Raw genomic sequence first — 22,589 nt, 5'->3', positions numbered from 1 at the left:
GCCGGCGTCCCCGGCGTCAGTCGCGGGCGAGGTGGAACCAGACGGTCTTGCCGCCGCGCCCGGGACGGTCCCCCGCGGCCCCGCCCGCGGCCGGCGCGGCGCTCTCCTCCTCGCGCGGCAGCGGCCAGCGCAGCACCTCGCGGGCGGGATCGCCGACGTCCTCGACGGCGCCGGCGGCCCCGTCACCACCGGCCGGGGCGTCACCGGCCCCGCCGGCGTCCCGGTCGCCGTCCGCGCCGGGCCGCTCGGCGCTCGGGTAGTACCCCCACGCCGTCGCCAGCGCGTCGACGAGGGCGATGCCGCGCCCGGAGGTGGCCGTCGGGCTCTGCGGCCGCAGCGCCGGGATGCTGGTCGTGCCGTCCGAGATGCCCACGACGATGCCCTCGGCGTCGTGCGTCATCGTCAGCGTGACCGGCCCCTGGCCGTGCTCCAGCGCGTTGGAGACGAGCTCGCTGGTGAGCAGCTCGGCGATCCAGCGGCGCGCCTCCGGCAGGTGCTCGGCGGGGCAGCGCTCGCACACCCAGTGCCGCGCCAGCGCCGGTGAGGACAGGTGCGCGTCCAGTGAGAGGCGTTCCACGTCGTCCTCCGTCGCCCTCGACCCGGCGGTGCGCCCTCGACACCACCACGGCAGACGATGGCGCAGGCCGCGCGCGCGGGCAAGGTGGGAGGGCCGTCCGCCGCGGCGCGGAGCCCCCCGGACGGGGGACGGGCGGCCGCGCGGGAGCGCGCAGGAGGGCGGGTGGTCGTCTCGTCACCGCCCGTGGTGACCGGCGCCGTCCGGGGGCCGGCACCTCACCCGTGCGGCCCAGCGGTGCTCGCGCTGCGCGAGAGGCGGGCCGCCCGCTCGCCTACGGTCGGCCCGTGACCTCGTCCCTGCCCGCCGCGCGCGCCGCCCGCGCGGCCCTGCGCCGCGCGGTGCTGGCCGCGAGCGTGCTGGACGACGTGGACGTCGACCTCGACGACGCGGGCGTCCACCTGCCCGGCTGCGCGTCCTTGGACTGGGCCGTGCTCGAGGCCGCCGCCGCGGGCGCCCCGGGCGCGCCGGCCGGCGAGGAGCCCCGGCGCCGGCGCGTGCGCGACCTGCTGCTGGCCCACCGCGCCGCGCACCGGCGCGGCGCGCGCCGCGTCGCCCTCGCGGTGGCGGTGGACGCGGACGTGCACCCCGGGCGGGCGTGGACGGCCCGCCGGTTCACCGGCGGCGCGCTGGACGTGGGCCCGGCCGTGGTGCTCACCGGCCCCGACGGCCGCGAGCGGGCGCTGCCGCTGGCGGCCGCGACCGCCCGGGCCACGGGCTCCTCGCCCGCGCTGACCGGTGCCGACCTCGACCACGTCGACGCGATGGGCGCGCTGGCGGCGCAGCGCCTGGCCCGCGACGCCGGCGCCCGCGGTGGCGGGGTGCTGCGGCCCGTGGGCGGCTGCGACGTGCCGACCCTGCTGACGTCCCCGGCGCTGCGCGCGCACCTGACCGCCCCCGGCGACGGGCCGGGCGCCGGCTCGGGCCCCGGGGCGGCTCACGGGGGCGTGGGCCTGCTGCGCGCCGTGGCGGTGCCCGCGCGCTCGCGCGGCTGGTTCGACCTGGCCCGGATCGACCCGGCCTTCGTGGCCGCGGCGTGGAGCGCCACCGACCCCCTGGAGCGGGGGGCGGCGCGCCCGCTGCTCGTCTCGCGCCACGAGGTCGCGCACGCGCCGCGGACGGTGCGGCTGGCCGAGGTCGTCCTCCAGCAGTGACGCAGCGGCGGCCGCGGGTCAGCCGCCGCGGGTCAGCCGCCGCGGGTCAGCCGCCGGGGCGCACCGCCGGGTCGCCGGCGGTGTCGGCGTCCTGCGAGCCCTGGGTCCGCCGGGCCACGGCCTCCACCACGCGCCGGGCCACGTGCTGCGGCGACAGGCCCGCCTCGTCGAGGATGGCGTCGCGCCCGCCGTGGTCGACGAAGCGCTGCGGCAGCGCGAACGTCTGCAGCGGGGTGGTCACGTCGGCGGCGCGCAGCGCGTCGGCCAGGGCGCTGCCCACGCCCCCGGCCTCGCAGCCGTCCTCGACGACGGCGACGTGCCGGTGCGAGGCGGCCAGCTCGACCAGGGCCGGGTCCACGGGCGTCACCCAGCGGGGGTCGACGACGGTGACGCCGACCCCGTGCGCGCGCAGCCGGGCGGCCACGTCCAGGCACCGCGGGACCATCGCGCCGACGGCGACGAGCAGGACGTCGTCGCCCTCGCGCCAGCGCTCCCCCTCCAGCACGTCGGCGTGCCCGGTGCGGGCGATCGCCGGCAGGTCGGCCGGCACCTTGCCCTTGCTGAAGCGCAGGACGGTGGGCGCGTCCTCGACGGCGACGGCCTCGCGCAGCTCCTCGCGCAGCGTCGTGGCGTCGCGGGGGGCGGCCAGCCGCAGCCCCGGCACCAGGCGGGTCAGGGCCATGTCCCACACGCCGTGGTGGCTGGCGCCGTCGGGGCCGGTGACCCCGGCGCGGTCCAGGACGAACGTGACGCCCGCGCGGTGCAGCGCGACGTCCATGAGCAGCTGGTCGAACGCCCGGTTGAGGAAGGTGGCGTAGACGGCGACGACGGGGTGCAGGCCGCCGGCGGCCATCCCGGCCGCGGACGTGGCCGCGTGCTGCTCGGCGATGCCGACGTCGAAGACCCGCTCGGGGTGGGCGCGGGCGAACGGCCCGAGGCCGACGGGGATCTGCATGGCGGCGGTGATGCCGACGACGTCGCGGCGCACCTCGCCGATCGCGACCATCTCCTCGGCGAACACGCTGGTCCAGGAGGAGCCGCTGGAGGCCTGCGCCTCGCCCGTCTCGGGGTCGATGACGCCGACGGCGTGGAAGTGGTCGGCGTCGTTGTCCAGGGCGGGCTTGTAGCCGCGGCCCTTCTGGGTGATGACGTGCACGATGACGGGGCCGCCGTAGGAGCGGGCGCGGCGCAGGGCGTGCTCGACGGCGACGGCGTCGTGGCCGTCGACGGGACCGACGTACTTCAGGCCCAGGTCCTCGAACAGCCCCTGCGGGGCGACGATGTCCTTGATGCCCTTCTTCATCCCGTGCAGCGTGTCGTAGGCGAAGCGGCCGGGGGCCCCGCCGCGGCGCAGCGACTGCTTGCCCCAGTCCAGGAGCTTCTCGTACTCGCGGGTGGTGCGCAGGGTCGCCAGGTGGGTGGCCATCCCGCCGATGGTCGGCGCGTAGGAGCGCTCGTTGTCGTTGACGACGACGATGACGGGCCGCTGGGCGGCGGCGATGTTGTTCAGCGCCTCCCAGGCCATGCCGCCGGTCAGGGCGCCGTCGCCGACGACGGCGGCGACCCGCCGGTCGGTCTGGCCGCTCAGCTCGAACGCCTTGGCCAGGCCGTCGGCCCACGACAGCGACGTGGAGGCGTGCGAGTTCTCCACGACGTCGTGCTCGCTCTCGGCGCGCGAGGGGTAGCCGGACAGGCCGCCGGCCTCGCGCAGGCGGGAGAAGTCCTGCCGGCCGGTGAGCAGCTTGTGCACGTAGCTCTGGTGGCCGGTGTCGAAGACCAGCCGGTCGCGCGGGGAGTCGAAGACCCGGTGCAGCGCGATGGTCAGCTCGACGACCCCGAGGTTGGGGCCCAGGTGCCCGCCGGTGCGGCTGACGGCGCGGACGAGGAAGTCCCGGACCTCAGCGGCCAGCGCCGGCAGCTGCTCCGGGGCCAGGGCCCTGAGGTCCTCGGGACCCGTGATCGATGCGAGCAGCCCCATGCTCCGGTGGCCTCCTGGCGTGCGGCGTCGTCCTGCGGTCGCGGCGCGGCGGGGTGCCCGGGCGCGTCGCGGGTCGAGTGTAGGAGCGCCGGGGCGCCGCGGCGCGGGAAGAGCACCCCGACGGGCGGGCCCGCACCGGATCTGCACACGGACGGCCCGCTCACCGGCCCGCTCACCGGCCCGCTCACCGGCCCGCTCACCGGCCCGCTCACCAGGGCGGCGGCGCGGCGCGCAGCAGGGCGTCGTGGACGAGGCCGACGGCGCGGGCCAGGCGCCGCAGCCGCAGCTGCTCGCGCTCCAGGACGTCGAAGACCGCCGGGGCGGTCTCGGGCGGCAGGTGCCCGGACAGGTCGCGGCGCGCGGTGCCCAGGGCGCGGCGCACCTGCTCCTGGCCGGCGGCGGCGTGGTGGGCGACGAGCCAGGCCAGCAGCACCGGGTGGCGGCGCACCGGCGGGTAGCCGCGGTACTCCGGCGGCGCCTGGTCCAGCAGCCAGTCCGTCGCGGCCGCCTCCCAGCCCTCCGCCCCGGCCGGGGGGACCTCCTGCGGCCAGCCGGGCGGGCCGTGCCGGGGACGCCGCCGCGCGGGCGCGGCGGACGGTTCCTCGAACACGCGTTCGACGCTACCGCGCGGCGCGCGGGACGGCTCAGCCGTCCGGTCGGCCGTCCGGTCAGCCGTCCAGGGCGGCCGCCATCCGCCGCACCGCCTCGGTGAGCACGTCCTCGCCCGTGGCGAGGTTCAGGCGCGCGAAGCCGCGGCCGGCGGGCCCGAACTCGTGCCCGGCGCTGAGCGCGACCCGGCCGCGCTCCAGCAGCACCCGGGCCGGGTCGTCGCCCAGGCCGAGGTCGCGGCAGTCCAGCCACGCCAGGTACGTGGCCCGGGACGGCGCGCGCCGCACCGCCGGCAGGTGCTCGGCGAGCAGGGCGTCCAGCAGCGCCCGCCGGCGGGCCAGGCCGTCCAGGAGGCCGTCCAGCCACTCCCCGCCGGCCCGGAACGCCGCCGCGTGGGCGAGGACGCCCAGGTGGGCGACACCGTGCCCGGCCTCCTCCGGCAGCCGCGCCAGGTCGCCGGCCGCGGCGGGCCCGGCCAGCAGCAGCGCGGCCGGGACGCCCGCGAGGTTCCAGCCCTTGCTGGCCGACGTCAGGGCCGTCCCGAGCCCGGTCGGGTCGTGGGCCAGGTACGGCGCGAAACCGGCGGCGGCGTCGGCCAGCGGGGCGTGCACCTCGTCGGCGACCACGCGCACCCCGCGGGCGGCGGCCAGCTCGGCCAGCGCGGTCAGCTCGGCGGCGGTGTGCACGGTGCCGGTGGGGTTCTGCGGGCTGCACAGCAGGTGGACGACCTCGCCGCGGGCGCGCTCGCGCGCGTACGCCGCCTCCAGCGCCGGCAGGTCCAGGCGCCCGGCGGCGGTCAGCGGGACGTCGACGACGCGGCGGCCCGAGCGCTCGGCGAAGGCGCGGAACGGCGGGTAGACGGGCGTGTTGACGACCACCGCGGCGCCGGGCCCGGACACCAGCCGCAGCGCCTCCACGACCCCGGTCATGACGTCGGGCACGAGGGCCGTGCGGGCGACGTCGACCTCCCAGCCCCAGCGGCGCCGGGCGAAGCCGGCGAAGGCGCGGGCCAGGTCGTCGCCGTGGGCGTAGCCGGTGTCGCCGCGGGTGACGGCGTCGTGCAGGGCGGCGGCCACGGGCGCGGCGAGCAGGACGTCCATCTCGGCCACCCACAGCGGCAGCACGTCCGGCGGGTGGAAGCGCCACTTCAGGCTCGTGCGGCTGCGCACCTGGCCGATCCGCACGTCCCCGAGCGGGTCCGGGCGGGTGCGGGTCCCCTGCTCGCGCTCGTGCGGCGTCACGGGCCGATCCTGCCCCGGCGGCCGGCCGGCGGCCCCCGCGGGCCCGGCGGGCACCCGGGACCTCCGTCCCTGGTGGGCGCCCGGACCCGCGGGGGACGCTGGTCGCGGCACCCGCCCACCCCTCCCGGAGGTCCGCCGTGGACACGCTCGCCGCCGTCACCGCCCCGCCCGCGCGCCCCGCCGGCGCGCCCACCGGCCGGACCGGCGCCGGGTCCTCGGGCGGGGGCCCCGCGGCAGCGCCCGTCGTCGTGGGCTACGACGGCTCCCCCGACGCCGTGCGCGCGCTGGTGCTGGCCGCCGACGACGCGGCCGGGACCGGCTCGCCGCTGCACGTGCTGACGGTGGCCCGGCTGGGCGAGGACCCCGCTGCCCGGACCGCGGCACCGGCCGCGGGTGCCGACCCGGGCGCCGGCGACCACGCGGTGGAGCCGGTGGCGCGCGCCGAGGAGGTGCTGCGCCACGCCGGCGCGCTGGTGGAGCGGCTGCACCCGGGGCTGCCGGTGGTCCGCCACCTGCACCTGGGGCCGGTGGCCACGGCGCTGCGCTCCGCGGCCCGCGACGCGCGGCTGCTCGTGGTGGGCGCCCGCGGCACCGGCGGGGAGTTCCTGCCCGGCCTGGGCGACGTGGCCGCCGAGCTGGTGGCCGGCTCCCCCGTGCCGGTGCTCGTCGTGACGGCGGCCGCGCCCGAGCCGGCGGGCCCGGGCGGCGCCGCGGGCGCGACGGTCGCCGCGGTCCACGGGGACGGCCGCCACGGCGGCGACGACGACGCGGTGGTGCGCCGGGCGCAGGACTGGGCGGGCCGGCACGGCGGGGCGGTGCACGTGGTGCGCACCTGCCGCCCCGACGAGCGCTGGTCCTCCCGGGACGACGCGCTGCTGTCCGCGGGGGCGGGCGCGGGCGTGCTCGTGGTGGCCGCCCCGGACGACGACGCCGACGGCCTCGGCGGGCGCGGTCCCGGCCGGCAGGTCCTGGGGCGCGCGCTGTGCCCGGTGCTGGTCGTGCCGGCCGCCGAGGCCGCCGCCGCCCGCTGAGGACCCCGCCCGCGGGCGTCAGGACAGGACGAACCAAACGGTCTTGCCGCGGCCGGCGCTGGAGACGCCCCAGCGGTCGCTGATGATGTCGACGAGGGCCACGCCGCGGCCGCCCTCGGCGTCGGGCGGGACGTCGCGGCGCACCGGGGGGGCCGGGTGGCCGTCGCTGACGGACACCTGCAGGCCGGCGGTCCCGTCGCACTCCACGCGCACCCGCACGGGCGGGCCGCCGTGGCGCACCGCGTTGGTCACCAGCTCGGAGACGAGCAGCTGCGCCTCGTCGAGGACGCGGGCGTGGTGGACGCTGCAGTACGCCCGCGTCAGGAAGTCCCGGGCCTCGCGGGCCGAGCCCTCGTGGTCGGGGAGGACCAGCTCCGCCGCGGGGGTCGCCTCGCACACCCGGCCCATCCTGCCGCCGCCCCCCGCGGGCCGCGCGGCGGGGTCGCGCGGCGCGCCGGGCGGCGCACCGGGCGGCGCGGCGGGCGGGACGCGGGGCTCAGGACGTCAGCAGGCGGACCATGTCGGCGGCGGTGCGCTCCACGGGCGCGCGCAGGGCGTCCAGCTCGGCGTCGCGCACGTGCCCGGCGGACAGGTGCCCGGCCGGGCGCGGGGCGCGCGCGGGGTCCAGCACGCGCTCGGACAGCTCCAGGCCCAGCCGCACGGCCACGGCCAGCGGCCGCGCCGGGCCGGGCTGGTCGACCTGGGCGAGGGCGAGGGCCAGGTCGTCGGGGAACGCCCACGCGGCCAGGGCCTCGGCGGACACGCGGGTGTGCACGGCCCCGTAGCGGCGCGCCTCCGCGGCCAGCAGCTCCTCGCGGTCGGCGGCCGCGGTCAGCAGCTGCGGGTAGCGCACGGGGTCGCAGCGCACCAGCAGGGCCTGGCCCAGGCGCGCCAGCAGCCCCAGGCTGAAGGCCTCCGGCTGCAGGGCGCCCAGCCGGGCGGCGACCTCGCCGGCGGCGACGGCGGTCAGCAGGCTGCGGTCCCAGAAGCCGTCCAGCTCCGGCGGGACGTCGTCGAGGCCGGCCATGGCCGTCACGGCCAGGCTGCGCACGGTGGAGAAGCCGACGACGGTCACGGCGAAGGAGGGCGCCGACACGCGCCCGGACAGCCCGAAGTAGGCGGAGTTGGCCAGCCGCAGCACCTTGGCGGTCAGGGCGGGGTCGTAGCTGAGGGTGCGCCCGAGGGAGGTGGCGTCCGAGCGGGCGTCGTCGGCCTCGGCGATGACGCGCGCGGCGACGGGCCGGTGGGCGGGCAGGTCGTCCAGGGCGGAGGAGATGCGCCCGAGGACCTCGACGGCGCCGGCGGTGGTGTCCTCCACGGTGCCGGTGCCGGTCACCGCGGGGCGCCGCCCGATCACGCGGTCACCGTCCGGGGCGCGGGCACCGCGGCGGGCCGCTCGATGCGGCCGCCGGAGCGCAGCAGGGCCAGCAGGGCGGCGGGCTCCAGGGGGCGCGAGTACAGGTAGCCCTGGACGGCCTCGCAGCCCAGCTCGGCGAGCACGGCGTCCTGCTCGGGCGTCTCGACGCCCTCGGCGACGACCCCCAGGCCCAGGGTGCGGGCCAGCGAGACGACGGCCGCGGCCACGGCGCGCGCCGGGCCGCCGCGCTGGTCCCCGGGGCGCGCACCGGGCACGGCGCCCGGGCGGGGCCGCGGGCGGGCGTCGAGGTCGCGCACGAACGAGCGGTCGACCTTCAGGTGGTCGACGGGCAGGTCCTTCAGGTAGGCCAGCGAGGAGTAGCCGGTGCCGAAGTCGTCGACGGCGACGCGGGCGCCGTCGCGGCGCAGCTCCTCCAGGACCTCCCGGCAGGCGCGCAGGTCGCTGGCCAGCGCGGTCTCGGTGACCTCCAGGCACAGGTCGGACAGCTGCACCCCGGCCCCGGCGGCGGTGCGCCGCACGCTGTCGGCGAAGCCCTCGGCGGACAGGGTGACCGCGGAGACGTTGACGGCGACCCAGCGCGGGGCGCGGGGCAGCTCGCCGGAGCGCTCGGCGGCCCGCCAGCCGGCCAGGTCGCGGCAGGCGACGGCCAGGACGTGGGCGTCCAGGGCGGGCACCAGCCCGGCGCGCTCGGCCAGCGGCACGAAGGTGCCGGGGTCCACGGGCCCCAGCTCGGGGTGGCGCCAGCGGCACAGGGCCTCCACCGACAGCACCTCGGCGACCGGGCCGGGGCGCACGATGGGCTGGTAGTGCACGTCGACGGCGCCGCGGGCCAGGGCCTCGCGCAGGTCGGCGACCAGGCGCAGGGCCCGGCGGGCCCGGCGGCGCACCTCGTCGTCGAGCAGGGCCCAGCGCCCGCCGCCGGCGGCCTTGGCCTCGTGGGTGGCGATGCCGGCGTCGCGCAGCAGCTCGTCGGGCGTGCCGGAGGGCCCGCCGAGCAGGACCACGCCGACGCTGGCGACGACGTCCAGGCGCAGGCCGTTGACCTCGACGGGTGCCGAGACGGTGTCCAGGACCCGCCGGGCGGCGGCGGCCACGGCGTCGGCGTCGGGCAGGTCGTGGCAGACGACGACGAACTCGTCGCCGCCGGGGCGGGTGACGAGGTCGCCGGCGCGCACGGTGGCGGCCAGGCGGCGGGCGACCTCGACGAGGACGGCGTCACCGGCCTCGGGGCCCAGGCCGTCGTTGACGGTCTTGAAGTCGTCGAGGTCGACCATGAGGACCCCGGCGCGGGGCGCGGGGTGCTCCGCGCCCGGGGGGCGGGACCCCTCGGCGGCGGGCAGGAGCCCGGCGAGGTGCTCCAGCAGCGCGAGCCGGTTCGGCAGGCCGGTCAGCAGGTCGTGCTGGGCCTGGTAGGCCAGCCGGTGCTCGCGGGCCAGGCGGTCGGTGACGTCCTCGACGGTGGCGATGAAGCCGGCGCCGTAGCCGGGGGTGCGGGACGGCGCGAAGCGCACGTGGACCCAGCGGACCTGCCCGGTGGCGGTGCGCAGCCGCGTGTCGAGGGTGACGGGGCGCCCGGCGAGGACGTGCGTGACGGCCTCGACGACGGCGGCGCGCTCCTCCTCGACGACGCAGTCCAGCCAGCCGGTGCCGTGCAGCTCGGCGGCCGAGCGGCCGGTCAGGGCGGCGAAGGCGTCGTTGACGTGGGACAGGCGGGCGCCGACGTCGGAGACGATGGTGGCCACGGGCGAGCTGCGGGCCAGGGTCGCGAAGCGCTCCTCGGCGGCGCGCAGGGCCGCGTCGGCGCGGGCGTCGCCGGGCAGGGCGCCCTGCAGGACCCAGCACTCCTCGGCGGGCGCGCCAAGTGCTCCGAGTGCTCCGGGTGCTCCCGGCGTCGCGGGGGCGCCCGGGAGGGCGGGGGCGGCGGGCACGGGCCAGGCGACGAGCTCGCACGCGCGGGCCTCGCCGGAGCTGGTGGTCGCGGTGGCGGCGAAGCGGGTGTGGCGCTCTCGCCGCAGGTGGTCCCCGAGCGCGCCGGCGGCCGGGCGCAGCAGGCGGGTCAGGGCCAGCTCGGGCAGGGCGTCGGCGGCCACCGCGAGCAGCTCGGCGGCGGCGGCGTTGGCCCAGCGCACGCGCGGTGCCTCGCGCGGGACCCGGCCGTGGACGTCGTCGGCGGGGCGGGAGACGACGAGGACGGGGTGCGGCTGGGCGCTGGCGAGGTGCAGCAGGGCGGCGGCGACCTCTGGCGGGGTCGCTGCGCCCGCCGGGCGCCACAGGTCCTCGGGGTCCACGGTTCCGTCCGTCCCTCGTGCGGTGCGGCCCCGTCCGTGGTGCCGCGTCAGGGGGTCCATCGGCACGCGGTGGCGCGAGGTGAAGCCCCCGGGCCCACCCGGTCGGCGGTGCCGCCCCGTCCGCGGTCACGGTGCGTGGTCGCCGCGGGGGCACGGGCACGACGAGGGGGCGGCCACCCCGTCCGGGTGACCGCCCCCTCCCGCTGCTCCCGGGTCAGCCCCGGGCGCGGCTCACGCCCGGGTCAGCGAGCGCAGGACGTACTGCAGGATGCCGCCGTTGCGGTAGTAGTCCGCCTCGCCGGGGGTGTCGATGCGCACGACGGCGTCGAACTCGACGCTCTCGCCGGACTCCCTGGTGGCGGTGACGCGCACGGTCCGGGGGGTGCGGCCCTCGTTGAGCTCGGCGATGCCCGTGACGTCGAACGTCTCGGTGCCGTCCAGGCCGAGGGAGGCGGCGCTCTCGCCGGCTGGGAACTGCAGCGGGACGACGCCCATGCCGATGAGGTTGGAGCGGTGGATGCGCTCGAAGCTCTCGGTGATGACGGCCTTCACGCCCAGCAGCGCGGTGCCCTTGGCGGCCCAGTCGCGCGAGGAGCCGGAGCCGTACTCCTTGCCGCCCAGGACGACCAGCGGGGTGCCCTGCTCGGCGTAGTGCTGCGCGGCCTCGTAGATGCTCGTCTGCTCGCCGCCGCGGGTGAAGTCGCGGGTGAAACCGCCCGAGACGCCGTCCAGCAGCAGGTTGCGCAGGCGGATGTTCGCGAACGTGCCGCGGATCATCACCTCGTGGTTGCCGCGGCGCGAGCCGTAGGAGTTGAAGTCCTTGCGCTCCACCCCGTGCTCGGACAGGTACGTGCCGGCGGGGCTGTCGGGCTTGATGGAGCCGGCGGGCGAGATGTGGTCGGTGGTGACCGAGTCGCCCAGCAGCGCCAGCACGCGCGCGCCGGAGATGTCCCGCACGGGCTCCGGCTCGGCGCCCATGCCCTCGAAGTACGGGGGCTTGCGCACGTAGGTGGACTCCTGGTCCCACGCGAAGGTGTCGCCCTCGGGCGTGGGCAGGTTCCGCCAGCGCTCGTCGCCGGCGAACACGTCGGAGTAGCCGGTGACGAACATGTCCTTGCTGATGGCGTCGCCGATGACCCGCTCGACCTCGGCCGCGTCGGGCCAGATGTCGCGCAGGAACACGTCGGCGCCCGACTCGTCCTGGCCGATGGGGTCGTTCTCCACGTCCCAGTCCATCGTCCCGGCGAGGGCGTAGGCGATGACCAGCGGCGGGGAGGCCAGGTAGTTCATCTTCACGTCGGGGTTGATGCGGCCCTCGAAGTTGCGGTTGCCCGACAGGACCGCGGTCACCGCGAGGTCGTTCTCCTGCACCGCGGCGGAGATCTCCTCCGGCAGCGGGCCGGAGTTGCCGATGCAGGTGACGCAGCCGTACCCGACGAGGTGGAAGCCCAGCTTCTCCAGGTACGGGGTCAGCCCGGCCTTGTCGTAGTAGTCGGTGACGACCTTCGACCCGGGGGCCAGGGAGGTCTTCACCCAGGGCTTGCGGGCCAGGCCCCGCTCCACCGCGTTCTTGGCCAGCAGCGCCGCGGCCACCATCACCGAGGGGTTGGAGGTGTTGGTGCAGCTGGTGATCGAGGCGATCGCGACGGCGCCGTGGTCGATCTCGGTGCGGGTGCCGTCGGCCAGCGTCACGGGCACGCGGCGCGAGGGACGGCCCTGCGCGTGGCCGGGGGCGGCCGGCTCGTCGGCCTCGCTGCTGCCGGAGGCGGCCGGCGGGTCGGAGGCCGGGAAGCTCTCGGCGCTGGCCTCGTCCTGGGAGGAGCCGTGCACGGCGTCGACCGCGTCGCTGTGCGCGCTGGAGGCGGGGTTCCCGGCGGGCACCTCGTCGGTGACGTAGTCGCCCAGGGCGGCGCGGAACGCCTCCTTGGCCTCGGTGAGGACGATGCGGTCCTGCGGGCGCTTGGGGCCGGCGATGCTGGGGACGACCGTGGACAGGTCCAGCTCGAGGTACTCGGAGTAGCGCGCCTCGCGGGACGGGTCGTGCCAGAGGCCCTGCTCCTTGGTGTAGGCCTCCACGAGGGCGACCTGCTCCTCGCTGCGGCCGGTCAGGCGCAGGTAGTCCAGGGTGACGTCGTCGATCGGGAAGATCGCCGCGGTGGAGCCGAACTCCGGGCTCATGTTGCCGATGGTGGCGCGGTTGGCCAGCGGGACGGCGCCGACGCCGTCGCCGTAGAACTCCACGAACTTGCCCACCACGCCGTGCTTGCGCAGCACCTCGGTGATCGTCAGGACGACGTCGGTGGCGGTGGCGCCGGCGGGGATGGACCCGGACAGCTTGAACCCCACCACGCGCGGGATGAGCATCGAGACCGGCTGGCCGAGCATCGCGGCCTCGGCCTCGATGCCGCCGACGCCCCAGCCCAGCACGCCCAGGCCGTTGACCATCGTGGTGTGCGAGTCGGTGCCCACGAGGGTGTCGGGGTAGGCCTGCAGCTCGCCGCCGACCTCGCGCTCGAACACGACGCGCGCCAGGTGCTCGATGTTGACCTGGTGGACGATGCCGGTGCCCGGGGGGACGACCTTGAAGTCGTCGAACGCGGTCTGGCCCCAGCGCAGGAACTGGTAGCGCTCGCGGTTGCGCCCGTACTCGATCTCGACGTTCTGCTCGAAGGCGTCGGGGCGGCCGAAGACGTCGGCGATGACGGAGTGGTCGATGACCAGCTCGGCCGGCGACAGCGGGTTCACCTTGGTCGCGTCGCCGCCCAGCTCGGCGACGGCCTCGCGCATGGTGGCCAGGTCGACGATGCACGGCACACCCGTGAAGTCCTGCATGATCACGCGCGCGGGCGTGAACTGGATCTCGGTGTCCGGCTCCGCGTCCGCGTCCCAGCCGCCGAGGGCCCGGATGTGGTCGGCGGTGATGTTCGCGCCGTCCTCGGTGCGCAGCAGGTTCTCGAGGAGGACCTTGAGGCTGAACGGCAGCTGCGCCGCCCCGTCGACCGCGTCCAGGCGGAAGATCGTGTAGTCCTTGCCCCCGACTGTTAGGGTAGCCTTCGCTTGGAAGCTGTTCTGGCTGCTCACCGTGAGCTCCTCACTCGTCGTCCGCGACGTCCGGATGCGGTCCCGGCGATGGTCCCACCGGCTCTGGTGGACCGGCCAGCCACCCCGCCGCCCGATTGTCTCGACGTCAAGATACCACGGACGCGGCGCGGGTCAGCAGGAGCACCAGCCCCAGCACCCCCACCAGCGCCGTCAGCGCGGCCGCGGCCGCGGGCACCCCCGCCCCCGGGCCCGCGCGCAGGTCCCCGTCGCGCAGCAGCACCCGCACCACCCGGGCCGAGCGCCGCCCGGACGCCACGAGCAGCCACGTGCCCGCCGCGGCCCCCGCCAGGGCGACGGCCAGGGCGGCGCCGCCCAGCACGGGCGCGAGCAGCCGCGCCAGCACCAGCGAGCCCACCAGGACCCCCAGCGCCGTGCGCCGCCACGCCAGCGCCGTCCGCTCCGGCTGCAGCCCCGGGTCGAACACCCGCGGGCCCGCTCCCCCGCTCACCGCCCGCTCACCGCCACAGGACGCCGAGCAGCACGAGCACCCCGGCCAGGCACACCCCCGCCGCCAGCGGCGCGGCCAGCACGGGAGGGGCCAGCGGCTCCGCGCGCCGCAGCGCCCGCTCGTCGCGGGCCCACCCGCGCCAGGCCTGCACGGGCGTGACCAGCCCCAGCACGACCAGCAGCAGCGAGGCCGCCAGCCGCAGCCCCGGCTGCAGCGGCAGCGCGAGCGCCTCCAGCGCCACCCCGGCCGCCAGCAGCGCCAGCGCGGTGCGCAGCCACGCCAGGAACGTGCGCTCGTTGGCCAGCGAGAAGCGCGGGTCCGGCTCGGCGCCGGTGCCGTAGACGCCGCGCGGGAAGCGGCCGCGCGGCGCCGGGCGGCTCACGCCGGGACCAGGCGCGCCACGCACTCCACGTGCGCGGTCTGCGGGAACAGGTCGAAGGCGCGCAGGCCGTCCAGCCGGTACCCGTGCTGCGCGAACGTCGCCACGTCCCGGGCCAGGGCGGCCGGGTCGCAGGCCACGTAGACCACCGCGCGCGGGCGCAGCCCGGCCACCCCGGCCACGACGTCCCGGCCCGCCCCCGCGCGCGGGGGGTCCAGGACGACGACGTCGACGGAGCGCCCGGCCAGCTCGGGGTCGGCCAGCGCCTCCTCCACCGCTCCCGCCCACAGCTCCACCTGCGGCGCGCCGTGCAGGCTGCGCCGGGCGTCGCGCACGGCGCGCTCCTCGCCCTCCACGGCCAGCACGGACCCCTGCTCGCCCACCGCGGCCGCCAGCACCGCCGTGAACAGGCCCGCCCCCGCGTACAGGTCCAGCGCGGACTCCCCCGGCCGCGGGGCGGCGGCCTCCAGCACGGCCCCGGCCAGCACGCCGGGGGCGGCGCGGTGCCCCTGCCAGAAGCCCGCGCCGCTGACCCGGAAGGCGTGCTCGCGCCCGCCGGCCGCCACGCGCTCGCCGACCCAGGTGCGCCCGCTGACGCGGTGCACGCCCTCGGCGGTGCGCACGGCCACCGACGCGCCGGGCAGCTTGGGCAGGTGCGCGTGCCGGCCCGCGGACGGCAGCGCCACCACGAGCGGCGGGCCGCCGTCGGAGCCGGCCGCGACCTCCACCGCCTCCACGTTGCCCCAGCGCGCGCCCAGGACGCCGGAGCCCACGACGCCCGGGGCGCTGATCGGGCAGTCGTCCAGGGGCACGACGGCGTGCGAGCGGTGCACGTGCAGGCCGGGACGGCCCTCGGCGTCCACCGCGAAGCGCGTGCGGGTGCGCCAGCGCAGCCCCGCCCCGCCGCCGACAGCGCCGTCGCCGTCGCCGTCGCCGTCCTCGTCCCCGGTGTCGTCCCCGGTGTCGCCGGGCACGGGCTCGACGACGACGTCGGTGCCCGCGGCCACGTCCAGGCCGGCCAGGCGGCGCAGCTGCTCGGCGACCACCTCGGCCTTCAGGAGCCGCTGCCGGGGCAGGGCCACGTGCTGGAAGTCGCAGCCGCCGCACAGGCCGGGCCGGGCGACCGGGCAGGCCGGCTCGACGCGGTCGGCGTCGGCGCGCAGCACCCGGACGGCGTCCGCGCGCCAGAACGAGGACTCCTCGGTGCCCTCGGTGACGCGCGCCAGCACGCGCTCCCCCGGCAGGGCGTGGCGCACGAAGACCACGCGCCCCTCGCCCTCGGTGCGCGCCACGCAGTGCCCGCCGTGGGCGACGGGGCCCACCTCCAGCTCCAGCTCGGTGCCCGTGACGTCCCGCCCGGCCCGCGCCCGCGGCCGCGAGGGCCGGCGCGCGCTCACCCCGGGTGCCGCGGCCGGCGCCGCCGGCCGCCCGCCGCGCGCTCCGGCCCGCTCCCGGGACGGCCGTCCCCCGGACCGTCCCCCGGACCGTCCCCCCGCCCGTCCGCGGTCGTCCTGCGGGCTCACGCGCGCCTCCCCTGCTCCTGCTGCTCGTCCTGCCCGACCTCGTGCCGGTCCCGCGGCTCGCCGCCGCCGCGCCCGGACGGGCGGGCGGCCTCCTCGTGCTCGAGCGGCGCCGGGCCCCACGTCCCGCGGCGCACCACGCCCGGCGCGGCCGGCTCGTGGCGGTCCTCCATGCCCGCCGAGCTGGACAGCTGCCACGGCACGCTGGCCACCATGACACCCGGCGTGTAGCGCAGGCGAGCCCGCAGCCGCAGCGCCGACTGGTTGTGCAGCAGCGTCTCCCACCAGTGCCCCACCACGTACTCGGGCACGTAGACGACGACCAGGTCGCGCGGGTGCCGCTCGCGCAGCGCCCGCACGTGGTCCACGACCGGCCGGGTGATCTCCCGGTACGGGGAGTCCAGCACCGTCAGCGGCAGCGGCACGCCCAGGCGCTCCCAGCGCTCCTGCAGCGCCCGCGTCTCCTGCGGGTCCACGGCCACCGTGACGGCCTGCAGGTCGGTGTTGCGCGCCGCCCGGGCGTAGGCCAGGGCCCGCAGCGTCGGCTTGTGCAGCTTGGAGACCAGCACCACCGCGCGCACGCCCGTGGGCAGCGCCTTGGCGGCCGGGTCGTCGGGCACCGCCAGCTCGCGGGCCACCGAGGAGTAGTGCCGCTGGATCAGCCGCATGTTGACGAACACCACGGCCATCGCCAGGACGGCGATCCACGCGCCCTGCGTGAACTTCGTCAGCAGCACGATGACCAGGACCAGGCCCGTCAGCGCGAAGCCGACGGAGTTCACCACCCGCGAGCGGGTCATCCGGGCGCGCGCCGCCGCGTCGGTCTCGGTGCGCAGGTGCCGCGTCCAGTGCCGCACCATGCCCAGCTGGCTGACGGTGAAGGAGACGAAGACCCCGACGATGTACAGCTGGATCAGCCGCGTCACCTCGGCGTCGAAGGCCAGCACGAGGACGATCGCGGCGCCAGCCAGGGCGAGGATGCCGTTGGAGAAGGCCAGCCGGTCCCCGCGGGTGTGCAGCTGCTTGGGCAGGAACCCGTCGCGGGCCAGGATCGAGGCCAGGACGGGGAAGCCGTTGAAGGCGGTGTTGGCCGCCAGGACGAGGATGACGCCGGTGGCCGCGGTCACGAGGTAGAACGCCGGCGGGAAGTGGTCGAAGACCGTCGCGGCGAGCTGGCCGATGACCGGGTCCTGCACGTAGGAGTCGCCCACGGGCACCCCGTCGTCCAGCAGCTGCACCGACGGGTCCTCCGCGAAGCGGACGTTCGTCAGGTTCGCCAGCGCCACGACGCTCATCAGCATGGTCACCGCGATGAGGCCCAGCAGCAGCAGCGTCGTGGCCGCGTTGCGGCTCTTGGGCTTGCGGAAGGCCGGGACGCCGTTGCTGATGGCCTCCACGCCCGTCAGGGCCGCCGCGCCCGAGGAGAACGCCCGCAGGATGAGGTAGACGCCCGCCAGGCTCGTCAGGCCGCCGGAGATGTCGTGCTCGGCGGCCAGCTCCAGGTGGGCGCTGGGCGCCTGCGGCAGGTCGCCGAACAGCCAGCGCCCGAAGCCCCACAGGCCCATGCCGATGACCGAGGCCATGAACAGGTAGGTGGGCACGGCGAACGCGGTGCCGCTCTCGCGCACGCCGCGCAGGTTGACCGTCATCAGCAGCACGATGAGCCCGACGGCGAACAGGGCCTCGTGCCCGCGCAGGAACGGCAGGGCCGTGGCCGCGTACTGCGCGCCCGAGGAGATCGACACGGCGACCGTCAGGACGTAGTCCACGAGCAGCGCGCTGCCCACGGTCAGGCCGGCGCTGGGGCCGAGGTTGACCGTGGCGACCTCGTAGTCACCGCCGCCGGAGGGGTAGGCGTGGACGTTCTGGCGGTAGGAGGCCACGACGACCAGCAGCACCACCACGACGGCCACGGCGATCCACGGCGACAGCGCGTAGGCGGCGATGCCGGCGATCGAGAGGGTCAGGAGGATCTCGTCGGGCGCGTACGCCACCGAGCTCAGGGCGTCGGAGGCGAAGACGGGCAGCGCGATGCGCTTCGGCAGGAGCGTCTCGGACAGCTTCTCGCTGCGGAACGGCCGGCCGACCAGCAGCCGCTTGGCCGCGTCGGTGACAGAGGGCACGTCCGCCGATGGTACGACCGGCGGACCCGGTGCGCGGACGTCCGCCCACCGGGCACCCGCGCGCCGCGCCCGCGGCGGGCCGGGCGGTAGCGTCGGACCCGCGCCGCCCGCCGGGGCGGCGCGGGCGACGACGGGACGGACCGGGGCGGATGCACTTCGTGATCATGGGTTGCGGGCGGGTGGGCTCGACCCTCGCCCTGACCGTCGAGCAGCGCGGGCACAGCGTCGCCGTCGTCGACCAGGACGCCGACGCCTTCCGCCGCCTCGGGCACGCCTTCGAGGGACGGCGCGTCACCGGCGTCGGCTTCGACCACGACACCCTCGTCGAGGCCGGCATCCACGAGGCCGACGCCTTCGCCGCCGTCAGCTCCGGCGACAACTCCAACATCCTCGCCGCCCGCGTGGCGCGGGAGAAGTTCGACGTGCCGACCGTCGTGGCCCGCATCTACGACCCCGGCCGCGCCGAGGTCTACCAGCGCCTGGGCATCCCCACCATCGCCACGGTGCGCTGGACCGCCGACCAGGTGCTGCGCCGGCTCGTGCCCGAGGGTGCGCTGAGCGAGCACCGCGACGCCAGCGGGCGGGTCGTCATGCTGGAGGTGCCCGTGCACGAGGACTGGGTGGGCCGGCCGCTGCGCGAGCTGGAGGCCGCCTCGGGAGCCCGCGTCGCCTACATCACCCGCCTGGGGGCGGGGCTGGTGCCCCGCTCCGGCACCGTCCACCAGGAGGGCGACCTCGTGCACGTCGTCGTCGCCGACGAGCTGTCCGCCAAGGCCGTGAAGGTCCTCGGCCGCTCCCCGGAGGAGGTCGCCTGATGCGCGTCGTCATCGCCGGGGCCGGCATCGTCGGCCGCTCCATCGCCCGCGAGCTCATCGGCAACGGCCACCGCGTCCTGCTGGTGGACCGCGCCCCCGCCGCCATGAAGATCAGCAGCGTGCCGGACGCCCAGTGGCTGCTCGCCGACGCGTGCGAGGTGACCAGCCTGCAGGAGGCCGACCTGGCCGACTGCGACGTCGTGGTCGCCGCCACGGGCGACGACAAGGCCAACCTCGTCGTCTCCCTGCTGGCCAAGACGGAGTACGGCGTGCCGCGCACCGTGGCGCGCGTGAACAACCCCAAGAACGAGTGGCTCTTCGACGAGGCGTGGGGCGTGGACGTGGCCGTCTCCACGCCGCGGCTGATGACGGCACTGGTGGAGGAGGCCGTCTCGGCCGGCGAGCTGGTGCGGCTGTTCACCTTCCAGCAGGGGCAGACGTCGATGGCCGAGTTCACCCTCGACGAGACCAGCCGGGTCGTGGGCCGCACCGTGGCCGAGGTGCGGCTGCCGGAGGACACGGTGCTGGTGGCCATCGTGCGCGGCGAGCGGCCCATCGCCCCCGACCGCGACGACCGCCTGGAGGCGGGCGACCACCTGATGTTCCTGTCCTCCCCCGCGGCGGAGGACGCGCTGCGGACCGTCCTCGGCTCCCCCTGAGAGGTCCGCGGGGGCGGCTCAGCCCGCGACGCGCTCGGCGGGCGGGGCCAGCGGGGTGCGCCCGCGCAGCAGGACGACGCTGGCCACGACCAGCCCCAGCACCAGCAGCGGCCAGCCCAGCAGCAGCTTGGCCACGGCCAGGCCGGTGACGTCGTCGGCCAGGTACAGCGGCAGCTGCACCGCCACCCGCAGCACGTACCCGGCCAGCAGCAGGGCGGTGAGCTTCTGGCACAGGGCGACGACGCCCGGGTCGCGGCGCCAGCGCGTCGGCTCCTCCACCACGGCGCCGACGAGGAAGCCGACGACCGGCCAGCGGGTCACCATCGAGACGGCGAAGACGACCGCCAGGGCCGCGTTGAGCAGGATGCCCGGCAGGAACACGTCACCCGCCCGGCCGGTGCGCGAGGCCACGAGGGCGGCCACGACGAGCACGAACAGGCCGCCGAGGGCGTGCTGGACGGTCTCGCGCCGCACCACCCGCACGGCGACCGCCACGAGCATGACGGCCACCGAGGCGCCCACGGCCGTCCACAGGTCCTGCGTGGTGGTCCACGCCACGAGGAAGGCGACGCCGGGCAGGGCGCTGTCCAGCAGACCCCGCCAGCCGCCCACGGCCAGCGACAGCCGCTGGCGCACGACCTCCTCGACGGTGGTGGGGACGGGCTGTCCGCTCACGCGCCGTCCGGGCAGATCAGCTCGTAGACGGGGTTGAAGATCACGCGCTGGCCGTCGTCCTCGGCGACCAGCCCGCTGGCCTTCAGGCGCCGGCCCGGCTCGACGCCCGCGATGCGCCGGCGGCCCAGCCAGACCAGCGACACGGTGCCGGAGCCGTCGAACAGCTCGGCCTCGACGGCGGGCACGCCGCCGCGAGGGCGGGCGGTGACCGACCGCAGCGTGCCGCACACGCACGCGCGCGAGCGGTTGGCCAGCTGCCCGCACGGCACACCGCCCTGGCGGGCGGACTCGGCCAGCGCGTCGCGCGCGGCCAGGTCGGACTCGGACGCGGTGAACCGCTGCAGCGCACGGCGCCACAGCGGCGCGCCGACCAGGGAGGACCTGCTCACGAGGACAAGCGTAGGACGGTGCGGACGGTGGCGGAGCACGTCCGCGCGAGCGGTGCGGCGACCACCTCAGCGCACCTCGGTGATCTCGGGGCCGCGCTCGAACGGCTTCAGGTCGTCGGTGCGGGGCCGCTGCCCGCCCTGCGGCCCGCCCGCGCCCGCCGGCTGGGCCTCCTGGCCGGGAGCGGGCTGGGCGCCGCCGGGCACCTGCGGCAGCGCCAGCGGCACCAGCTCGCGCGGGGCCATCGCCTCGGAGCCGCGCACGACGACGGCGTCGCGCACCACGGCCTCCAGCGGCGCGGCCGCGGCCGCGTCGTGGGCGGCGTGGCCGGAGAAGACGGCCCGCAGGAACCAGCGCGGCCCGTCGATCCCGGCGAAGCGGGTCGGCTGGTGCGCGGTGCGCCCGTCCTGCGTGCGCACGGGCAGCCGGCACAGCAGCTCGGTGCCGAAGGCGCCGGCGACCTCCTCGGCCGCGCCGCCCTGGCGGGTGACGGCCGTGGCGATCTCCTCGCGGACCTCGTCCCACACCCCGCTCGTGCGCGGGGCGGCGAAGACCTGCAGCTGGACGGTGGACCCGCCCAGGCCGACGGTGACGGCGATGACGCGCCCGGTGGCCTCCTCGACCTCGAAGCGCAGCTCCATGCCGTCGCGGCCCTTCAGCCGCAGCCCGCCCAGCGGCAGGCGGGTGTCGTCCTCGTCGACCTCGGCGACGTCGAAGGGCCCGGCGCTGCGGTCGAACGCCCCGGAGGCGGACCCGGTGGTCGCGGCGCCGGTCGCCGGCTCCCGCACCGCGGCCGCGGCGGCCTCGGCCTCCGGGTCGCGGACCGCGCCGGCCGCGGCCGTCGCGGGCTCCGCCGAGGACTCCGCCGTGGTGACGGACCGCTCGCCCACCGGGGTGCCGGCGGGCGAGTCGGCCGCCGGGCCCGCGGACGTGGCCGACCCGGTGTCGGCGGCCTTGTTGCGTCGTCGGAACAGGCTCACGGCCGGCCCTCCTCGTCGGTGCTGGGATCGCTGGGGGTGGTGCTGGAGGCGGTGGGCGTGCCGGGGGCGGTGGCGCCGGTCAGGGCTCGGGCCCCGCCGGTGGAGCCGTGGCCGCCGGTGCCGCGCACCGAGCCGGTCAGGACGTCCACGAGCTGGAAGTCCACGCGCTCCACGCGCTGCACGACCAGCTGCGCCACGCGCTCGCCCGCGTGCAGGTGGACGGTCTCGCGCGGGTCGGTGTTGAGCAGGGTGACCTTGATCTCCCCGCGGTAGCCGGCGTCGACGGTGCCGGGGGCGTTGAGCGTGGTCACGCCCAGGCGGGCGGCGAGCCCGGAGCGGGGCACGACGAAGGCGGCGTACCCCTCGGGCAGCGCCACGGACACGCCCGTGGGCACGGTGGCGCGCTCCCCCGGGCCGAGCTCGACGTCCACGCGGGTGGTCAGGTCCGCCCCGGCGTCGCCCGGGTGGGCGTAGGAGGGCGCGGGGACCCCGGCCGCGAGCACCGTGGGCACGGGCAGCCCGGGCGTCGCGGACACCGCGGACCTCGCGGGTGCCGCGGCACCGGGCGCCGCGGGCGGCGTCGCGCTGAGCGTGCTGTCCGTCACGGGCCCCGACCCTACCCGCGGCCCGTGAGAGGCTGGCGGCGTGGCGCACGGCACGAGCGGCGGAGCGGCGGACGCGACGGACGGGGCCCCCGGCGGCGCGGCCGGCGGCGCGGTGACCTGGGACGAGCGCTGGTGGCCGGCGCCGGGGTCGTGGGCGTCGTCGCTGGTCGTCGTGGCGGGCGCGGCGCTGGTGCCGCTGCCGATCTGGGGCACCGCGGCCGCGCTGGCCGGCGCGGTGCTGGGCGCGCTGGTGTCCGCGGCCGTCCTGCTCTCGCTGGCCACCCGGACCCGGCTGGAGGACGGCGCGTTCCACGTCGGCCGCGCCCGGCTGCCGCTGGAGGTCGTCAGCGGCGTCGACCCGGTGCTGCCCGCGCAGCGGCGCGCGGCGCTGGGCACGCAGCTGGACGCGCGCGCCCACCTGGCGATCCGCTCGTGGGTGCCGGGCGCGGTGCGCGTGCACCTGGACGACCCGCGGGACCCGGCGCCGTACTGGATGGTCTCCACCCGGCGCCCGCGCGAGCTGGCGGCGGCGCTGTCGGCCGCCGCGGCCGCCGCGCGCTGACGCCCGGGGCGCCCGGGCACCCCGGCCGCGGGGGGGGGGGGGGGGGGGGGGGGGGGGGGGGGGGCGCGCGCCGCGCCGCGC

The 22,589-nt window shown here is 77.8% G+C and carries 21 protein-coding genes; 5 read left to right on the top strand and 16 right to left on the bottom strand.

Annotation, left to right across the window (positions count from 1 at the left end; genetic code table 11):
• Nucleotides 1-16 precede the first annotated feature (16 nt).
• Entirely contained in the window at nucleotides 17-577 is a 561-nt protein-coding gene (locus AB8M62_RS10240; RefSeq protein ID WP_369052335.1) for an ATP-binding protein, read from the bottom strand.
• Between the two features lie 284 nt (nucleotides 578-861).
• On the opposite strand from AB8M62_RS10240, the gene AB8M62_RS10235 reads away from it, so the two are divergent.
• The gene (locus AB8M62_RS10235) at nucleotides 862-1,728 is read left to right on the top strand and encodes a hypothetical protein (protein ID WP_369069465.1); all 867 of its coding nucleotides are present in this window, start codon (nucleotides 862-864) and stop codon (nucleotides 1,726-1,728) included.
• A 46-nt stretch (nucleotides 1,729-1,774) separates the two neighbouring features.
• Here AB8M62_RS10235 and dxs read toward each other — a convergent pair whose 3' ends face one another.
• The 3 genes from dxs to AB8M62_RS10220 form a co-directional block, all read right to left on the bottom strand.
• Nucleotides 1,775-3,706, bottom strand: a complete 1,932-nt coding sequence (dxs, locus tag AB8M62_RS10230; RefSeq protein WP_369069464.1) for a 1-deoxy-D-xylulose-5-phosphate synthase — start codon at nucleotides 3,704-3,706, stop codon at nucleotides 1,775-1,777.
• Between the two features lie 208 nt (nucleotides 3,707-3,914).
• Complete coding sequence (locus tag AB8M62_RS10225; RefSeq protein WP_369052338.1) at nucleotides 3,915-4,316, bottom strand: hypothetical protein; 402 nt, start codon at nucleotides 4,314-4,316, stop codon at nucleotides 3,915-3,917.
• Between the two features lie 58 nt (nucleotides 4,317-4,374).
• Entirely contained in the window at nucleotides 4,375-5,556 is a 1,182-nt protein-coding gene (locus AB8M62_RS10220; protein WP_369069463.1) for a MalY/PatB family protein, read from the bottom strand.
• A 137-nt stretch (nucleotides 5,557-5,693) separates the two neighbouring features.
• Between AB8M62_RS10220 and AB8M62_RS10215 the strand changes: the two genes are divergently transcribed.
• Nucleotides 5,694-6,587: a universal stress protein gene (locus tag AB8M62_RS10215; protein WP_369069462.1), complete on the top strand. Its 894-nt coding sequence runs from the start codon at nucleotides 5,694-5,696 to the stop codon at nucleotides 6,585-6,587.
• Nucleotides 6,588-6,605: 18 nt separating this feature from the next.
• On the opposite strand, the gene AB8M62_RS10210 is transcribed toward AB8M62_RS10215, so the two are convergent.
• The 8 genes from AB8M62_RS10210 to AB8M62_RS10175 form a co-directional block, all read right to left on the bottom strand.
• Complete coding sequence (locus AB8M62_RS10210) at nucleotides 6,606-6,995, bottom strand: ATP-binding protein (RefSeq protein WP_369052341.1); 390 nt, start codon at nucleotides 6,993-6,995, stop codon at nucleotides 6,606-6,608.
• A gap of 88 nt (nucleotides 6,996-7,083) precedes the next feature.
• The gene (locus tag AB8M62_RS10205; RefSeq protein ID WP_369052342.1) at nucleotides 7,084-7,944 is read right to left on the bottom strand and encodes an HDOD domain-containing protein; all 861 of its coding nucleotides are present in this window, start codon (nucleotides 7,942-7,944) and stop codon (nucleotides 7,084-7,086) included.
• Nucleotides 7,941-10,253 (bottom strand): putative bifunctional diguanylate cyclase/phosphodiesterase, encoded by a 2,313-nt coding sequence (locus AB8M62_RS10200; protein WP_369069461.1) that lies wholly within the window; start codon nucleotides 10,251-10,253, stop codon nucleotides 7,941-7,943. The genes AB8M62_RS10205 and AB8M62_RS10200 overlap by 4 nt, the downstream gene beginning before the upstream one ends.
• A 231-nt stretch (nucleotides 10,254-10,484) precedes the next feature.
• Nucleotides 10,485-13,334, bottom strand: a complete 2,850-nt coding sequence (locus AB8M62_RS10195) for an aconitate hydratase (protein WP_369069460.1) — start codon at nucleotides 13,332-13,334, stop codon at nucleotides 10,485-10,487.
• A 106-nt stretch (nucleotides 13,335-13,440) separates the two neighbouring features.
• Nucleotides 13,441-13,803, bottom strand: a complete 363-nt coding sequence (locus tag AB8M62_RS10190; protein ID WP_369052345.1) for a DUF202 domain-containing protein — start codon at nucleotides 13,801-13,803, stop codon at nucleotides 13,441-13,443.
• 7 nt (nucleotides 13,804-13,810) lie between these two features.
• Nucleotides 13,811-14,185 carry a DUF202 domain-containing protein gene (locus AB8M62_RS10185; RefSeq protein WP_369052346.1) on the bottom strand — a complete coding sequence of 125 codons (375 nt, stop codon included), beginning with the start codon at nucleotides 14,183-14,185 and terminating at the stop codon, nucleotides 13,811-13,813.
• Nucleotides 14,182-15,579 (bottom strand): class I SAM-dependent RNA methyltransferase, encoded by a 1,398-nt coding sequence (locus tag AB8M62_RS10180; protein WP_369069459.1) that lies wholly within the window; start codon nucleotides 15,577-15,579, stop codon nucleotides 14,182-14,184. The genes AB8M62_RS10185 and AB8M62_RS10180 overlap by 4 nt, the downstream gene beginning before the upstream one ends.
• A 122-nt stretch (nucleotides 15,580-15,701) precedes the next feature.
• The gene (locus tag AB8M62_RS10175) at nucleotides 15,702-17,825 is read right to left on the bottom strand and encodes an APC family permease (RefSeq protein ID WP_369052348.1); all 2,124 of its coding nucleotides are present in this window, start codon (nucleotides 17,823-17,825) and stop codon (nucleotides 15,702-15,704) included.
• A 149-nt stretch (nucleotides 17,826-17,974) separates the two neighbouring features.
• Here AB8M62_RS10175 and AB8M62_RS10170 point away from each other — a divergent pair, with 149 nt between their 5' ends.
• Together AB8M62_RS10170 and AB8M62_RS10165 are read left to right on the top strand one after the other, a co-directional pair.
• Entirely contained in the window at nucleotides 17,975-18,640 is a 666-nt protein-coding gene (locus AB8M62_RS10170) for a potassium channel family protein (RefSeq protein WP_369052349.1), read from the top strand.
• On the top strand, nucleotides 18,640-19,299 hold the full coding sequence (locus AB8M62_RS10165) for a potassium channel family protein (protein WP_369052350.1): 660 nt from the start codon (nucleotides 18,640-18,642) through the stop codon (nucleotides 19,297-19,299). The genes AB8M62_RS10170 and AB8M62_RS10165 overlap by 1 nt, the downstream gene beginning before the upstream one ends.
• A gap of 18 nt (nucleotides 19,300-19,317) precedes the next feature.
• Here AB8M62_RS10165 and AB8M62_RS10160 read toward each other — a convergent pair whose 3' ends face one another.
• From AB8M62_RS10160 to dut, 4 genes are all read right to left on the bottom strand, one after another.
• Entirely contained in the window at nucleotides 19,318-19,974 is a 657-nt protein-coding gene (locus tag AB8M62_RS10160; protein ID WP_369052351.1) for a DUF3159 domain-containing protein, read from the bottom strand.
• Entirely contained in the window at nucleotides 19,971-20,363 is a 393-nt protein-coding gene (locus tag AB8M62_RS10155) for an OB-fold nucleic acid binding domain-containing protein (protein WP_369052352.1), read from the bottom strand. Before AB8M62_RS10155 ends, AB8M62_RS10160 begins: the two co-directional genes overlap by 4 nt.
• Nucleotides 20,364-20,429: 66 nt before the next feature.
• The gene (locus AB8M62_RS10150) at nucleotides 20,430-21,341 is read right to left on the bottom strand and encodes a DUF3710 domain-containing protein (protein WP_369069458.1); all 912 of its coding nucleotides are present in this window, start codon (nucleotides 21,339-21,341) and stop codon (nucleotides 20,430-20,432) included.
• Nucleotides 21,338-21,859 (bottom strand): dUTP diphosphatase, encoded by a 522-nt coding sequence (gene dut / locus AB8M62_RS10145; RefSeq protein WP_369052390.1) that lies wholly within the window; start codon nucleotides 21,857-21,859, stop codon nucleotides 21,338-21,340. Before dut ends, AB8M62_RS10150 begins: the two co-directional genes overlap by 4 nt.
• A gap of 127 nt (nucleotides 21,860-21,986) precedes the next feature.
• On the opposite strand from dut, the gene AB8M62_RS10140 reads away from it, so the two are divergent.
• Complete coding sequence (locus AB8M62_RS10140) at nucleotides 21,987-22,508, top strand: DUF3093 domain-containing protein (protein ID WP_369052354.1); 522 nt, start codon at nucleotides 21,987-21,989, stop codon at nucleotides 22,506-22,508.
• Nucleotides 22,509-22,589: the final 81 nt, after the last annotated feature.

The sequence above is a fragment of the Kineococcus terrestris genome (assembly GCF_041020755.1).
Taxonomy (GTDB): Bacteria; Actinomycetota; Actinomycetes; order Actinomycetales; family Kineococcaceae; genus Kineococcus; species Kineococcus terrestris.
This window is presented reverse-complemented; position numbering and strand designations above follow the sequence as displayed.